At 64.0% G+C, this 14,960-nt stretch carries 16 protein-coding genes; 5 read left to right on the forward strand and 11 right to left on the reverse strand.

Going from position 1 to position 14,960, the window contains the following annotated elements; all coding sequences use genetic code 11:
• Positions 1-6 precede the first annotated feature (6 nt).
• A complete protein-coding gene (locus tag E0504_RS09595; RefSeq protein WP_373693884.1) occupies positions 7-780 on the forward strand; it encodes an SDR family NAD(P)-dependent oxidoreductase in 774 nt (257 codons plus the stop codon).
• Positions 781-804: 24 nt separating this feature from the next.
• On the opposite strand, the gene E0504_RS09600 is transcribed toward E0504_RS09595, so the two are convergent.
• Both E0504_RS09600 and E0504_RS09605 read right to left on the reverse strand, forming a co-directional pair.
• Positions 805-2,655 carry a M2 family metallopeptidase gene (locus E0504_RS09600; RefSeq protein ID WP_131623927.1) on the reverse strand — a complete coding sequence of 617 codons (1,851 nt, stop codon included), beginning with the start codon at positions 2,653-2,655 and terminating at the stop codon, positions 805-807.
• Between the two features lie 75 nt (positions 2,656-2,730).
• Positions 2,731-3,486 (reverse strand): alpha/beta fold hydrolase, encoded by a 756-nt coding sequence (locus E0504_RS09605; protein ID WP_207912420.1) that lies wholly within the window; start codon positions 3,484-3,486, stop codon positions 2,731-2,733.
• A 346-nt stretch (positions 3,487-3,832) separates the two neighbouring features.
• On the opposite strand from E0504_RS09605, the gene E0504_RS09610 reads away from it, so the two are divergent.
• Positions 3,833-4,915, forward strand: a complete 1,083-nt coding sequence (locus tag E0504_RS09610) for an HlyD family secretion protein (RefSeq protein WP_131623423.1) — start codon at positions 3,833-3,835, stop codon at positions 4,913-4,915.
• Between the two features lie 70 nt (positions 4,916-4,985).
• On the opposite strand, the gene E0504_RS09615 is transcribed toward E0504_RS09610, so the two are convergent.
• The 4 genes from E0504_RS09615 to trmD all read right to left on the reverse strand — a co-directional run bounded on the left by E0504_RS09615 (position 4,986) and on the right by trmD (position 7,839).
• Entirely contained in the window at positions 4,986-5,567 is a 582-nt protein-coding gene (locus E0504_RS09615) for a hypothetical protein (RefSeq protein ID WP_165938459.1), read from the reverse strand.
• Positions 5,564-6,589 (reverse strand): aspartate-semialdehyde dehydrogenase, encoded by a 1,026-nt coding sequence (locus E0504_RS09620; protein ID WP_131623427.1) that lies wholly within the window; start codon positions 6,587-6,589, stop codon positions 5,564-5,566. Before E0504_RS09620 ends, E0504_RS09615 begins: the two co-directional genes overlap by 4 nt.
• A gap of 141 nt (positions 6,590-6,730) precedes the next feature.
• Complete coding sequence (gene rplS, locus E0504_RS09625; RefSeq protein ID WP_131623429.1) at positions 6,731-7,102, reverse strand: 50S ribosomal protein L19; 372 nt, start codon at positions 7,100-7,102, stop codon at positions 6,731-6,733.
• Positions 7,099-7,839 carry a tRNA (guanosine(37)-N1)-methyltransferase TrmD gene (gene trmD, locus E0504_RS09630; protein WP_131623431.1) on the reverse strand — a complete coding sequence of 247 codons (741 nt, stop codon included), beginning with the start codon at positions 7,837-7,839 and terminating at the stop codon, positions 7,099-7,101. Before trmD ends, rplS begins: the two co-directional genes overlap by 4 nt.
• 40 nt (positions 7,840-7,879) lie before the next feature.
• Here trmD and E0504_RS09635 point away from each other — a divergent pair, with 40 nt between their 5' ends.
• Complete coding sequence (locus E0504_RS09635) at positions 7,880-8,806, forward strand: NAD(P)/FAD-dependent oxidoreductase (protein WP_131623433.1); 927 nt, start codon at positions 7,880-7,882, stop codon at positions 8,804-8,806.
• Here E0504_RS09635 and glmU read toward each other — a convergent pair.
• Positions 8,803-10,161: a bifunctional UDP-N-acetylglucosamine diphosphorylase/glucosamine-1-phosphate N-acetyltransferase GlmU gene (gene glmU, locus E0504_RS09640; protein WP_131623435.1), complete on the reverse strand. Its 1,359-nt coding sequence runs from the start codon at positions 10,159-10,161 to the stop codon at positions 8,803-8,805. The genes E0504_RS09635 and glmU overlap by 4 nt on opposite strands.
• A 61-nt stretch (positions 10,162-10,222) precedes the next feature.
• On the opposite strand from glmU, the gene E0504_RS09645 reads away from it, so the two are divergent.
• Together E0504_RS09645 and E0504_RS09650 are read left to right on the forward strand one after the other, a co-directional pair.
• Positions 10,223-10,891 carry an HAD-IA family hydrolase gene (locus E0504_RS09645; RefSeq protein ID WP_131623437.1) on the forward strand — a complete coding sequence of 223 codons (669 nt, stop codon included), beginning with the start codon at positions 10,223-10,225 and terminating at the stop codon, positions 10,889-10,891.
• Positions 10,892-10,980: 89 nt separating this feature from the next.
• Positions 10,981-11,913 carry an SDR family NAD(P)-dependent oxidoreductase gene (locus E0504_RS09650; protein WP_131623439.1) on the forward strand — a complete coding sequence of 311 codons (933 nt, stop codon included), beginning with the start codon at positions 10,981-10,983 and terminating at the stop codon, positions 11,911-11,913.
• Positions 11,914-11,958: 45 nt separating this feature from the next.
• Here E0504_RS09650 and E0504_RS09655 read toward each other — a convergent pair whose 3' ends face one another.
• From E0504_RS09655 to E0504_RS09670, 4 genes are read right to left on the reverse strand one after another with little or no spacing between them, the layout of a single operon-like run.
• Positions 11,959-12,309 (reverse strand): DUF2794 domain-containing protein, encoded by a 351-nt coding sequence (locus tag E0504_RS09655; RefSeq protein WP_131623441.1) that lies wholly within the window; start codon positions 12,307-12,309, stop codon positions 11,959-11,961.
• Complete coding sequence (epsC, locus tag E0504_RS09660) at positions 12,306-13,010, reverse strand: serine O-acetyltransferase EpsC (RefSeq protein WP_131623443.1); 705 nt, start codon at positions 13,008-13,010, stop codon at positions 12,306-12,308. The genes E0504_RS09655 and epsC overlap by 4 nt, the downstream gene beginning before the upstream one ends.
• Positions 13,011-13,038: 28 nt before the next feature.
• Positions 13,039-13,650: a DnaA ATPase domain-containing protein gene (locus E0504_RS09665; RefSeq protein ID WP_131623445.1), complete on the reverse strand. Its 612-nt coding sequence runs from the start codon at positions 13,648-13,650 to the stop codon at positions 13,039-13,041.
• Positions 13,650-14,933, reverse strand: a complete 1,284-nt coding sequence (locus E0504_RS09670) for a hypothetical protein (protein ID WP_207912424.1) — start codon at positions 14,931-14,933, stop codon at positions 13,650-13,652. Before E0504_RS09670 ends, E0504_RS09665 begins: the two co-directional genes overlap by 1 nt.
• Positions 14,934-14,960 lie beyond the last annotated feature (27 nt).

The raw sequence follows: 14,960 nt of genomic DNA on the forward strand, positions 1-14,960 counted from the left end.
ATGAGCATGGAACTGTTGGCGCCCGAAGCACGCTCCGTCGCTGGGCGCGTCGTCATCGTCACCGGCGCCGCCAGCGGCATCGGCCGAGCGACTGCGCGATTGTTCGCGGCGCACGGAGCGCAAGTCGCCGTGACCGACATCGACCAGAACGCCTGCGACCGCGTGGCTGCTGAAGCTGGCGGCGGCGCACGCGGCTATGCGCTCGATGTCGCTGATCCCCGAGCGATCGAACGAGAAGTGGCGCGGATCGCCAGCGATTTCGGCGGGATCGATATCCTGGTCAACAACGCCGGCATCTCGGCTTTCGCGTCGCTCGATAATGGTGATCATTATGAGAAAGTCTGGACGCGGGCGCTTTTGATCCTGCTGACCGGCCAGCAGAGGATGGTTCGCGCCGCCCTGCCCCATCTCCGTCGCAGCGAGGCGCCGCGGATCGTCAACATTGCCTCGACCGAAGGGCTCGGCGCGACCGCGGGTGACACACCGTATGTTGCGGCCAAGTCGGGTGTGGTCGGCCTCACCCGGGGGTTGGCGGTCGACCTAGGGAAGGAGGGCATCACCGTAAACTGCATCTGCCCGGGTCCGATCAACACGGGCATGACGGCGAGCGTGGCAAACGAGGCCAAAGCTGAGTTTGCCCGCCGCCGGACTGCGCTTCGCCGCTACGGAGAGCCCGAGGAGGTGGCGCATATCGCCCTCAGCCTCGTGCTCCCCGCCGCAAGTTACATCACCGGTGCGATCATCCCGGTCGACGGCGGGCTGATGGCGCGCAACGCCTGAACAGAGGCATGCGCGCGCACCTTCTTACCAGCCAGTCGGCTTGCCCTTGTTCTGTTGATCGAGCCACTTCTTGAGCGGCGCGAAGTATTCCAGCATCGGCTTGGCGCTCATTTCACTGGTACCGGTGAACACCTTGAGCGCGTCTGGCCAAGGCTTCGACGCACCCATTTCCAGCATCGCGTTCAGCTTCTGGCCCACTTCCTTGTTGCCGTAGAAACTGCAGCGATGCAGCGGCCCCTTCCAGCCCGCCTGCTCGCAGGCTGCCTGGTAAAACTGGAACTGCAGAATCCGGGCGAGGAAATAGCGCGTGTACGGCGTGTTGCCGGGAATGTGGAACTTGGCGCCAGGGTCAAACGCATTCGCAGGGCGCTCAACCGGAGGGACGATGCCCTGGTATTGCTTCTTAAGATCGACCCAAGCCTGATTATACGTTGCCGGGGTAATCGACCCGTCGAACACGCCCCAACGCCATTTGTCCACCAGCAGGCCGAATGGCAGGAACGCGACCTTGTCCATCGCCTGGCGCAGCAGCAACCCGGTGTCCTTGTCGGCGCTCGGCACCTTCGATTTATCGAGCAGGCCGATGTCGACCAAGTACTGCGGAGTGATGGACAGGGCGACGAAGTCCCCGATCGCCTCATGGAACCCGTCGTTCGCGCCATTGAGGTAGGCAAGCGACTGCCCGTTGTAGGCGCGCTGGTAATAGTTGTGGCCGAGTTCGTGGTGAATGGTGATGAAATCGTCCCCATTCACCTTGGTGCACATCTTGATGCGGATGTCGTCCTTGTTGTCGACGTTCCATGCTGAGGCGTGACACACGACCTCACGGTCCGCCGGCTTCACGAACATCGAGCGCTCCCAGAATGTCTGGGGCAGCGGCTCGAACCCGAGCGAGGAATAGAACCCCTCGCCGATCTTCACCATGTCCAGCGGCGTCTTGCCCTGCGCCTTGAGCAACTCACCGATGTCATAGCCGACATCGCCCGCACCCGCCGGTGCGACGAGTGGGTAGATGTTGCCCCACTCCTGCGCCCACATGTTACCCAGCAGGTCGGCGCGGATCGGACCGGTCTTGCTTTGCACGGCGTCGCCATACTTTTCGTTGAGCTTCCAGCGCACGTACGTGTGCAGCGCCTCGTACAGCGGCCTGGTTTCCTGCCACAGCCGCTCGGTCATCGCGGTGAATTCCGCCGGGCTCATGTCATAGCCCGAACGCCACATGGCACCGGTGTCGGCGAAGCCGAGCTCGGCCGCACCGTCATTGGCGATCTCGACCATTCGAGCGTAGTCGTCCTTCATCGGCGCCCCGACGTTGGTGTGCCAGCTGGCCCACATTTCCGAGAGCTCGGCTGGGGTCCGCTCGAGATTGCCCATCTCGGCCTCGATGTCGGAGCCGTTGATTTCCTTTCCGTTGAGCGTGCCCTTGCCCTTGCCATATTGCGATTGCAGGTTGGTCGCGATCGTGTTGAGCTCAGTGGCTGCTCCGGGGGTGGTCGGCGCGGGTAAGACGATGCCGTTGCGCAGGATATCGAGCTTGCGCTTCACATCGGCATCGAGCCCCGGAAGCGCGGCGTAGCGAGCAGCCTCAAGGGCATATCGGACGCTTTTTTCGGTGCCGACAGCGTTGATTTGAGAGGCCAGCGCATCGGTATCATGCGTGATGTACGTCGCGTTGACCCAGTTCACCCGGCTGGCCTCGACCGTGTAATCGAACAGGTCCTTCTCGGCCGCCGCGACGAATTGCGCCGCCCCGGCAGCAGTCATCGGATAAGCAAGTGCTGTCGCCGGCGCGGCAACGGGGGCGGCATCCTGCGCGTAGGCGGGAGCCGCAAGGGCGACAGCAAGCGCGGCAAGCGCGACGGAAGCGTGCTTCATCATTGACCTCATTGAAAATGCGACGTTCTGAATAGTTGTGACGGATTAACGCCTAAGACCTGAGGGCTGGCTTAATCAACCCGTGAGGAAAGCGACGAGCGCGTCCCCCAGCGCCGGCTCGGTCACCGAGCTCATATGGGTGCCGGGGATTTCGGTCAGCGTCGCGTCAGGCAGCGCGGCGACCAGCTTGTGCGGATCGCCATTATCGCGGTCGTCTGTCCCACATAGCACCAGCGTGGGCATCGCGATCCTGGCCAATTCTGCCTGATCGGTGTCCGCCACCGACTCCAGCAGCAGCCGCGCGGCCACCCGGTCCACCTTTTGCGTCTTCATGAAACTGACCGCCATGAACGCCGGATCTCCGTGCTTCACGTGATCGAACCGGGCGAGCGCATCAAGGAAGAACGCGGCGCGCCGGTTCCACCCGGCCAGTCCTTCCAACCCCATTCCCGCGAGCACCAGTCGCCGAGGGTCCAACCCGGCGATGACCGCCCGAGCGGCCGTGCGGGACCCAAGGGAAAAGCCTACCAGATCGAAATCGTCGAGCGCGAGCTCGTCAACAAGTGCGAAGATATCGCGCACCAGCACGTCGCGCGGATAGGCAGCCGGCTCGTGCGGCTTTGCGCTGGCTCCATGTCCGCGCAGGTCCGGCATGATCGCCTCAAATCCGGCAGCGGCAAGCCGTTCAGCGTGGCCGAACTTGATCCAGTTTGTCCCGGCTTCCGAAAACAATCCGTGCAAGAGCACGACCGGACGCCCAGCCCCCAACCGGTGCACCGCCAATGGCTGACCATCAAAACCGGATACCGTCGTCAGTGTTGCATCGCCCACTCTGTCATCTCCCTTGGTCACATCGGACGCTGGGCGCCGGTGTGTCGCCAGTTCTGCGTCAGTACATCGTACTCATGCGAGCGGATGCGAGTCAGGTGACGAGTGTTCGACCACGCATCGCTCAGGGTTTCCGAGCCCGGCATAAATAGCTCCGCAGGGCGGTCTGCGCATGATAACGCAACCCGCCGCATTCGCAGCCGCGCTCTTTCGTAACTGGCCGCGGGCAAGCTTCTATCGTGTCGCATGGATTGCGAAAGGCATTTGCCGCGCTCGTCAGGATTGCAATTTGCAACTGTTTGAGCTTTGAACCCCCACATGAAGACCATTGTCATAAGTTTAGGGCTCGATGGCTGACGCAGAGCCCTTCGCTCCAGACAATGTGACCAGCGAGGCGCAGGACGCCCCTGCCAAGGCTGCCAAGCCCAAGCGGCGGATCGGGCGGCTGGCGCTGATGGTGGCATTGCCGCTGGTACTGGTGGTGGGCGGCGGGCTGTACTGGCTGAGCCTTCAGGGCAAGGTTTCGACCGACAACGCATACGTCCAGCAGGACAAGGTGTCGATCAGCGCGGAAGTTGCCGGCAGAATCGTCCACGTCGCCGTCAAGGAGGGGCAGACGGTCACGCAGGGCGACCTGTTGTTCCGCATCGATCCCGCACCGTTTCGCCTGCAAATCCAGGAAGCGGACGCGCAGATCGCGTTAGCGCAGGCGAGCGTCACCGCTTTGGAAAACTCGTCGGACCTGTCCGGCGCCGACATCTCGGCTGCGAACGAAGACATCGGTTTTGCGCAAGCCACGCTCAATCGTCAGCAAGCTTTGTGGCGCCGCGGGTTCACCACCAAGGCCGATCTGGAGGCTGCGCAGCACGCGGTCGCCGAGGCGCGTGAACGGCTGCGGGCGGCACAGGCGCGGCAGGAAGAGGCGCGCGCCCGCCTTTCGACCGGCGCTCAAGTGCCTGACGAGAATCCCCAGATTGCCGCCGGCAAAGCGCAAAGAGCAGTCGCCCAGCTGAGCCTCAGCCGGACCGAAGTGCGCGCCCCGCTAAGCGGCCGGGTCGCGCAGGCAGATCGGCTGCAGCAGGGCCAGCAGTTGGTCCAGGGGGTGCCCGTGCTGACCTTGGTCGCGACCGAGACCACGTACGTTGAGGCGAACTTCAAGGAGACCGATCTCGATAAGATGGCGGTCGGTCAGCCGGCGGAAATTCGCTTCGATGCGTATCCCAACCTGACGGTAAAGGGCCACGTCATGTCGATCGGAGCGGGCACAGGGTCTGAATTCTCGGTCTTGCCGGCGCAGAACGCCACCGGCAATTGGGTGAAGGTCACGCAGCGTGTTCCCGTGCGCATCGCCATTGACGGCAAACCCCCACGCCAGATGATCGCCGGACTATCGACCGACGTGACGGTCTTCACAGACGGCCGCAAGCGTTAAGACAGTGTCCGCCGTCCGCGTCTGGCGTTGAGCGTGTGCCGCGGCAATCTGACGAAACGCTAGTGCTCGTTCAACGGAAGAAACAGTTCTGCCCGGCATAAAGGCTCGCGATCTTCGCGTCGCGACCCTCGCCTTCAACGAACCCCCGGATCGGGCGGCCGTCAGCGGCGAGGTACTCGAACTCACCGTCAAGCGTGCTGTTCTCGATCATTCGCGCACTTCGCGCGATCTTGAGGTCGCGCATCGGCTTGCCCGGCATCACGCTGTCGCTGGTCAGGACGCCTTCTCCTTCGCGAGCCATCCAGCCGACGAGCTCGCCATCCTGAAAATTGAGCGTGATCGGCCCGTAGCGCGCGAACTCCATGGGTCCTGCGCCGCACTCGTCATTTCGACTGTTTTCGGGCGCGCCGAACACTCTGGCTGCCACCGGCTCGATCGACCCACGCGGCGTGCCGAACGTAAACTCGCCGGTCTTGCCGCCCGGCAAATCGAAGATCACGCCTTGTGAATCTACGATCGCCTTGCCTTGGCGCTTCGCGCTGACGCCAGCAGACTTGTCTATCTTCGATACATCAGACGTCGGGGCGCTGCCCACCCGACCACAACTGGCAAGCACCAGCGCGGCGAGCACCCAAAGGGGTCGCAAGGTCACCCTCTCTTCAGGTGCCGCCGACCGAGCAGTTCGGCAATCTGTACCGCGTTCAATGCGGCACCCTTCCGCAGGTTATCGGACACGCACCAGATGTTGAGCCCGTTCTCCACCGTGGGATCTTCGCGCACCCGACTGACGAAGGTGGCACCGTCACCGACGCACTCGACCGGCGTTACGTAGCCGCCGTCCTCACGCTTATCGATCAGCATCACACCCGGCGCCTCGCGCAGGATGTCCATTGCCTGTTGCGCGGAGATTTCGCGCTCGAACTCCACGTTCACCGATTCGGAGTGGCCCACGAACACCGGCACGCGTACGCACGTGGCTGTGACCTTGATCTTGGGGTCGAGGATCTTCTTGGTTTCGACCACCATCTTCCACTCTTCCTTCGTCGAACCGTCGTCGAGGAAGCTGTCGATGTGCGGGATCACGTTGAACGCGATCTGCTTGGTGAACTTTTTGGTCTCCACCTGATCGCCGACAAATATCGCGCGGCTCTGCTGGAACAGCTCGTCCATCCCTTCCTTCCCCGCACCGCTGACCGACTGGTAGGTCGAGACGACCACGCGCCGGATTCCGGCCGCATCGTGCAGCGGCTTCAGCGCAACGACCATCTGCGCGGTGGAACAGTTGGGATTGGCGATGATGTTGCGTTTGGCATAGCCGTCGATCGCGTCGGGATTAACCTCCGGCACGACAAGCGGCACGTCGGGATCCATGCGGTAGAGCGAGGAATTATCGATCACCACGCACCCTGCCGCGGCAGCTTTCGGAGCATATTCCTTTGCAGGCCCGCTGCCGGCGGCAAACAGAGCGATGTCCCAACCCGCGAAATCGAAATGTTCGATGTTGCGGCACTTGAGCATCTTGCCCGTGTCCCCGAATTCGACTTCCGTGCCGGTGGAACGGGAACTCGCGACCGCCGCGACTTCGTCGCACGGGAACTCACGCTCAGCCAGGACGGCGAGCATCTCACGTCCGACATTGCCGGTCGCGCCGACCACGGCCACCCGGTAACCCATCGCTACCACTCCTGAAGATTAGCGGAGCGGTCACCTAAGGGCGGCACTCCCGAGAGACAAGCGTTTCCAAGAAACGCGGAAGCAACACGGCAAAAGGCGCCCCGGTCACCCGGAGCGCCCTTCCATAGCCTGAAAGTCTGCTTACTGGCTGACGGGCTGCTTGCGCTCGGCGATACGAGCCCGCTTGCCGGTCCGGCCGCGCAGGTAATACAGCTTGGCACGCCGCACCACACCGCGGCGCACGACCGTCACGCTTTCGACGTTCGGCGAATAGAGCGGGAAAACGCGCTCCACGCCTTCGCCGAAGCTCATCTTGCGGACGGTGAAATTGCTGTTGATGCCGCGATTCGAGCGCGCGATGCACACGCCTTCGAAGTTCTGGGTACGCGTGCGGGCGCCTTCGACGACGCGCACGCCCACGCGCAGCGTGTCGCCGGCGCGGAAGGTGGGCATTTCCTTGCCCTGGGTCAGGGCCTCGATGGCTTCCGCCTCGAGCGTCTGGATCAGGTTCACTGGTCCGTGTCCTTCATTTCACGCCGCGCACCAGAGGCAGGTCGGCCCCGAACGCCACAATAGCGTTCCCAAAGGTCCGGCCTGCGTAGCCGTGTATCGGTCTCGGCCATGGCCTTGCGCCAGCCTGAGATTTTCGCATGATCCCCCGATCGCAGCACTTCGGGGATCGTGCGCCCTTCCCATATCGATGGTCGGGTATACTGCGGATATTCGAGCAGCCCTTCTTCGAAGGATTCCTCGGCCCCGCTAGTCGGCGCGCCCATTACGCCGGGCAGCAGGCGAATGCAAGCATCGAGCAGGGCCAGTGCAGCAGGCTCTCCGCCCGAAAGAACGATGTCGCCGAGTGAGACCTGTTCGATCACAGGACGCGCTTCAAACAGCCGTTCGTCGAACCCTTCGAACCGGCCGCACAGGATGACTGCGCCTGGCCCGTCCGCGAGCGCCCGGATCCGTGCTTGGGTGACCGGCGCACCGCGCGGCGTCATGGCAAGCACAGGCCGATGATCCGTGACGCTATCGACCGCCGCCGCCAGAATGTCGGCTTTCAATACCATTCCTGCGCCGCCCCCGGCTGGGGTATCATCGACCGTGCGGTGCTTGTCAGTGGCAAAATCGCGAATTTGCACTGCTTCCAGCGACCAGTCGCCGCGCGCAAGAGCGCGCCCTGCAAGAGAAACGCCCAGTGGCCCGGGAAACATCTCGGGATATAGCGTTAAGACGGTGGCGGCGAAGGTCATGGTCTCAAGCCCATGCGCAAGGCCGGAGGGCAAGGCAACAATGACTGACGAAAACACACCCGACGATTGCATCATCATCGGTGCCGGGCCGGCGGGTCTGACGGCGGCGATCTATCTCGCCCGCTATCACCTTTCGATCCGCCTGTTCGACAGTGGCACCAGCCGCGCGGCCTGGATCCCATGCACTCACAATCATGCGGGCTATCCCGACGGTATCGAGGGCAAGGAGTTGCTTCGCCGAATGCGCGAACAGGCGCGCAAGTACGGTGCCGTGCGCGAAGAGAAGCTGGTCAATCATCTCGCCAAGATCGACGACCACTTCGTCATCGGCACCGACAGCGGAACGTACACCGCACGCTCGGTGCTGCTCGCGACGGGCGTGGTCAATCGCCGTCCCGCAGCCCTGTCCGACGATGTCCATGATGAGGCGCTCGCCCGCGGCCTGGTGCGCTACTGCCCGGTGTGTGATGGTTACGAAGTGACCGACAAGCGTGTCGCGGTGATTGGCTCAGGCGGGCACGGAAGTGCCGAAGCGATGTTTCTCCGGGGCTTCACGCGTAATCTCACACTGGTTTGCCCGAAGGGGGAACACGACCTGGATGATGAGCAGAGACAGACACTGCGAGAGGCGGGGATTGTCGTCGAGGATGGACCTTGCGGCGGGTTTGCGATCGAGGGCGACGCCCTTGCCTTCGATACGGGCACTCGGCGGATGGCGTTTGACAGTGTGTACCCGGCACTTGGCAGCCATGTGCGTTCGGAACTGATCGAACTGATCGGTGCCAATACCACCGATGACGGCTGCGTCCTGACCGATGATCATTACGAGACCTCCGTCCCGGGCCTCTTCGCTGCGGGCGACGTCGTGAAGGGCCTCGATCAGATCAGCAATGCGATGGGCCAGGCGGGGGTGGCGGCGACCACCATCCGCAACCACCTGGCGCGGGAAAAGCCTATCTGGCGCTAACCCGATTTCCGGTCGGATTTCTTCTTTTTCATCGCATCGTGGAAGCGATCGGCCCACCCCGGCTTTACCAGCTGCTCACCGCGCACCATGCGCAGTTCCCCGTCGGCCACATCGCGGCTGACCGCGCTTCCGGCGGCCACGATCGCGTCCGCGCCGATCCTGACCGGGGCGATCAAGGCACTGTTGGAGCCAATGAAGGCGCGTTCGCCGATCACGGTCTTGTACTTGAAGTACCCGTCGTAATTGCACGTGATGGTGCCCGCACCGATGTTGGCCCCCGCTCCGACCTCGGCATCGCCCAGGTATGTGAGGTGATTGGCTTTAGCACCCTCTCCCAGCACCGCTTTCTTCATCTCGACGAAGTTGCCAACCTTGGCGCCGCGTTCCATCACCGCGCCGGGCCGCAGCCGCGCGAACGGGCCAACCTCGCAGCCCTCTCCCACTATAGCTCCTTCCAGATGTGAGAAACCCCGGATCGTCGCGCCGTCAGCAACGCTGACGCCCGGACCGAAAAACACGTTGGGCTCGATCGTAACATCCCGGCCGAGTGCCGTATCCCAGCTGAAAAACACTGTCTCTGGCGCTCTGAGCGAGGCGCCGTTCGCCATGGCCTCTTCGCGCTTCAAGTCCTGCCACTGCGCTTCTGCCACCGCGAGTTCGCCGCGGGAATTGATGCCGGCCACCTCGTCGGCCAGATCGGTAACTACGACCGCGCTCTTGCGCCCATCGCCGCGCGCCACATTGACCGCATCGACCAGGTAGTACTCACCGGCGGCGTTATCGTTACCGACGCGGCCCAACAGGGCGAACAGGTCCTCCCCGCGCGCCGCCATCAGGCCTGAGTTGCACAGCCGGCATGCACGCTCCGCTTCGTTCGCATCCTTATGCTCGACCATCTTCTCGATCGTGCCATCGGAACCGGCAATGACGCGTCCGTATTGCAGCGTATCGGCAGGCTCGAAGCCGAGCACCACGATGGCCGGAGCATCATCCTGATGCAGGCGGTCGAGCATGCGTTGCATGGTCTCCGCCCGGACGAACGGCACGTCCCCGTAGAGGATCAGGACGTCGCCAGCGAAGCCTTCGAGACAGGCCTGGGCCTGTTGCACCGCGTGGCCCGTGCCCAGTTGAGGCTCTTGCAGGGCGGTCGTCGCGCGCCCGCTGACCGCCGCTTCGATCTGCTCGCGCCCGCTGCCAACGACCACCACCGTCCGGCTCGGCCCCAGTGCATCCACGCTGGCCATCAAGTGATGCAGCATCGGCCGTCCACCGATCGGGTGGAGGACCTTGTGCAGATCGCTTTTCATGCGGGTGCCCTTGCCCGCGGCAAGGATTACAGCGGCGAATTCTCTCATGCGGACGCCAATGGCACCAATTCCTTGCGGTTGAAAGAATGCAGGGTATTCCCGGGGATCGATGGCTGATTTTCCTTTCGACATCGTCGGTTTCGACCTCGACGGCACCTTGCTGGAAACCCACCGCGACCTGGGGGCGGCGGTCAATCACGCATTAGGCGTCGGCGGGTTCGAACCCGTTCCGGTGGAAGCGATCGAGGGTCTGATCGGCGGCGGCGCGAAGATGATGCTGAAGCGCGTGATCGACAGCCGCGGAGGACTGCCGGACGAGGAATTTCGCCTGCTCTACAAGGCGCTGCTGGCATTTTACGCGGAGAACAACTGCGTGCACACGCGCCCGTACCCTGGCGCGGCCGACACGCTCGACCTGCTGGCCGCACGAGGGGTGCGCCTCGCGCTGGTGACCAACAAGTTCGAAAGTTTTGCCAGGGCGATTCTGGAACGGCTGAGCCTTGCGCGGCGATTCGAGGTTATCCTGGGCGGCGATACGCTCGGCAAAGGGCGATCGAAGCCGGCGCCCGATCCGCTGATCGAAGCGCGAGCACGGCTGGGCAACGGGCGCTTCGTATACATCGGCGACAGCAGCTACGACGTGTTGTCCGCCCGCGCCGCAGGGGTTCCGGTGGTGGTGGCTGCCTACGGCTATTGCGACAAGCCACCCACAGAGCTTGGGGGCGATGCCACCGTCGCAAATTTCGCTGAACTGATACCCGCGCTCGAGACGATGTAGCGCGGTTGCATAGCCGAGCGGTTGGTGCCAACGCCGCGACATACTTTACGGGCGCGTAAACCTCGCCCCTATCCAGGAGGACAAGCAGCATGACCATCTCGTTCAAGGACAAGGTTGCCATCGTCACCGGCGCTGGCGGCGGTTTGGGCCGCGAATACGCGCTCGAACTAGCACGGCGGGGCGCGAAGGTCGTCGTCAACGATCTGGGCGGCTCGCGCGACGGTACCGGCCACTCCGACATGGCTTTGCAGGTGGTCGAAGAGATCGAGCGGGCCGGCGGCGAGGCCGTCTCGAATGGCGCCTCGGTCACCGAATACGAGCAGATGGAAAAGATGGTCGCCGACGCCAAGCAGAAGTGGGGCGGCGTGCACATCCTCATCAACAACGCCGGCGTGCTGCGCGACAAGACCTTCGCCAAGATGGAGCCAAAGGACTTCGAATTCGTCGTCGACGTGCACCTCAACGGTTCGGCGTACGCCAGCAAGGCGTGCTGGGAGCTGATGCGCGAGCAGGCTTATGGCCGCATCCTGATGACGGCCTCTTCGACCGGCCTGTTCGGTAATTTCGGCCAGGCAAACTACGGCGCGGCGAAGCTCGGCCTCGCGGGCCTGACCAAGACGCTGCAGCTGGAAGGCGCAAAGTACGGGATCAAGGTCAATACGCTGGCACCGGTGGCCGGCACCCGCATGACCGAAGATCTGTTCCCTGAGCAGGCGTTCAAGCTGTTCGCGCCCGAGAACGTCGTGCCCGCAGCCCTGTATCTTGTCAGTGAAGACGCGCCGACCAATGCGATCGTCGGTGCCGGCGGCGGCGGCTATCATTCCGCCTGGGTGATGATGAACGATGCCGTCTGGCTGCCCGAGCAGGAGCGGACTGTCGAAGGCTTCGCCGCGAACTGGGAACAGATCAGTGCGCAGACCAATCTGCGTTCGCCCAATTCGGGCAGCGAGCAATCGGGCGCGATCATGACGGCGATGCAGAAGGTGACCGGCGGCAACGGACCCTCGTCCGCACGCGGCTGAACGAGGCAAGGCCGAAGACGCCGGGCTCGAGCCGGCGCTTCGGCCTTAGTCGACAGCTTTTAGCAGACGGCGCTCGACCGGGGCCAGTACCCCGGCGAGTTCGTGACCGCGCTTCAGCACCTGGCCGTGCTCCCCAAACAGGGTCCACATGCCTTGACGCCCGCGCAACGCAGGCCGCTTCTCGATCCGCGCCTGGGGCCGCTCCGCGGCCCTGCGGAACGCTGCGAACGCGGCGAAATCGCGCGTGAAGTCCATCGCATAGTCGCGCCACTCCCCCGCGGCCACCATACGACCGTAGAGGTCAAGGATGCGCGACAGTTCATCCCGCGCGAAACCCACTTGGCCAACACCTCGCCCGGGGAACGGGAGAACAGAGCCCCCTTGGCCAAAGGTCATCCGCGCTTGGCTCCCCCGCGGCGCGGGGAACCGGCGGACGCCGGGATCGCAGCCCTGAGCTGAGCGATCTCCTCCCGCAGTGCGGCAAGTTCGCTTTCCAGCTTCTCGACGCAGTCGCGACTGGGCGCACACGGCTCTTCACACGGCGTGCCGTACGGCAGAAAATCCTTGATCCACTCTTCGGCGGGCACGAGCGTCGACCGCGCCTTGAGACCGATCATCGTCGCGCCTTCGGGCACGTCGTCCGTGACGACGGCATTCGCGCCGACCCGGGCGCGGTTGCCCAGAACGATCGGACCGATGACCTGCGCCCCCGATCCGATGATTACGTTGTCCCGCACGGTCGGATGGCGCTTTCCTCCAATCCCGTTGGTGGGGTTCGTCCCGCCCAGGGTCACGCACTGATAGATCGTGACGTTGTCCCCGATCTCCGCCGTCTCCCCGATCACGACAAAGCCATGGTCGATGAACAGGTTACGGCCGATCACTGCGCCGGGATGAATATCGATCGCGGTGAGAAAGCGGCTGAAATGGTTGATCAGCCGCGCCAGGAAAAACAGCCGCGCTTCATAAAGCCAGTGCGCCGCGCGATGCAGGCCAACGGCGATCACTCCGGGATAGAGCAATATCTCCCATCGGGAGTGCGGCGCAGGATCCCGCGCGCGGATGGAATCCAGGTAACCATAGAGACGGTCGAACATCGGGTCCCAGACTCCCACCATTGTTGCCTCAAAGCAAGCGCGGCTGCTCCGCACCTTGCACCGCTTCGAGCGCGTCGCGCCACACCGACAGCGTCGGCGGAACCATCCGCTCCAGACTTAGCCGATCCACCGTCGCGACGATCGCTTCGATCCCGGCAAAGGTACGCTCCACGCGCGGAACCAAGTAAGTAAGCGCGCCTTCGCTTACGACAAGGGAGCGCGCCGCGGCGTGGGTCTGGATCAGCGCCGCGACCATCTCGTCGTCTGGGAAGCCGATGGTCAGATGGAGCGCGGCACCAAGGCGGCTACGCAAGTCCGGCAGGGTGACAGGCCAAGGGTCGCGGCTGGTTACGAGCAGCAGCGGACGCCCGCTTTCCTGGGCGCGGTTCCAGCGATGAAACAGCTCTGTCTCGTCAGCCGCGTCGGCGTCATCGCAGACTTCGATACCGCCTTGCCCTTCAGCCCAGCGAGCCAGCAGCGACTTGCCGCTGCGGGGCTGCCCTGCGAGGATAGCGACCAGAAAGGGCCATGCGGCGGGTTCGGACAGGGCGTCGATGACGGTCTGATTGGCGTTACCGATAACGATACGCACCGGGTCGTCCGCCCGCCGCGTCATCAGCGGCAGCGCGATCTGGCCCATTACCGGCTGATCGCGAAAGAATTGCCCGATTGGCGAACGGTGTAGCCCCGGCCGCGCAACGCCGCCGCAAAGCCCGCCGCGTCGCCGGCGAAGCTGACCGAGAGGACCGATGTCCCTCCGATGGCCGCGCTCGTCACCGCCGCTCCGCGCACGCCGATCGCGGCGCGCACCGACGCGACGGCGCCTTCGAATGCCGCGGGGTCAGGAGTTGGCACCTGTACGGTGAAGCTGTTGATGACCGCGGGCGTTCCGGTTTCGGTTGGAGTCGGCGCGGGAGGCGTCCCGGCAGCGCTCGCAGCGTTTCGCGCAGCGGTAGCGCGGGCGCGTTCCTGCGCATCGGCTGCCCGGCCAAGCTCGATCAATTGCAGGATTGCCGGATCGATCTGCGGCTCCCCCAGGTTGAGCGTCGGATCGGGTTTGAGCTTGCCGTCAGTCAGCGCCTGTTCGTAGATCGCGTTGAAACGGAGCACCGCCTGATCAAGCATCGTGGGCAGCGACGCCTGATTGGGAGCCGTCAGCTTGAAAGTGGCGAGGTAGGTACTGTCCGGCCCGTAGCGGGCGGTGAAGGTGCCCTGCACCGGGCCGCCCGGATATTGGTACTTCAGATCGGCGATCGCGATCAACACGTCGCTGGCACCGAACTGATCGAGCACGTTGCGCCACCAGGTCCGGCTGCGCCGCGTAGTCTGGCCGTACGTTACCAGCAGCGAATCGCCGCCCGAGCCGACGGGCCGCACATAGTCGATCCGGCTCCCGCCCGGCTGGTATTCGGCCCATGCACGCTGCCACGGGTTGCGGATCTCATAGACGGTCTGCGTGCCACCGGAAAATGTCACCGGGACCAGCAACAGGGGCGCTGAGCGAGCGATGGCTTCGCCCCGTCCCAGCAACCCGCCCGCGCGCGCGCGATCGAATACGATCCCGAGCCGGGCGATGTAACGGTTGGGGCCAAGCTCTTCACTCTCGACCACGACCGATGAGACCATGCTGTAAAGCTGACCATCGGGAATGGCGGGTCCGCCTATCTTCTTCCACGCCAGCTTCATCGCTTCGCGCCAGCCTTCGTCGCGCGCTTCCTCCGCGGTCTTGGCAGTCACGTCCACCTCGACGCCGCCCACCTGGATGTCGCCCGAGGCAGCCACCGCCGCGATGCCGCGATCGCCCGCGATCTGGGCGAGCAGAGCCTGGCCCCCCAGCAGCGCGCCAAGCGCAACCGTAAGTGCGATGACGCCGATCAGGGCGGCGCGGCGCGGGTCGCGCGGAAGGAGCATGCGGGTGGCCATGGGGAAACTCGCGGCCTTTTGCCCAAA

This window comes from Parafrankia sp. BMG5.11, from assembly GCF_004337455.1.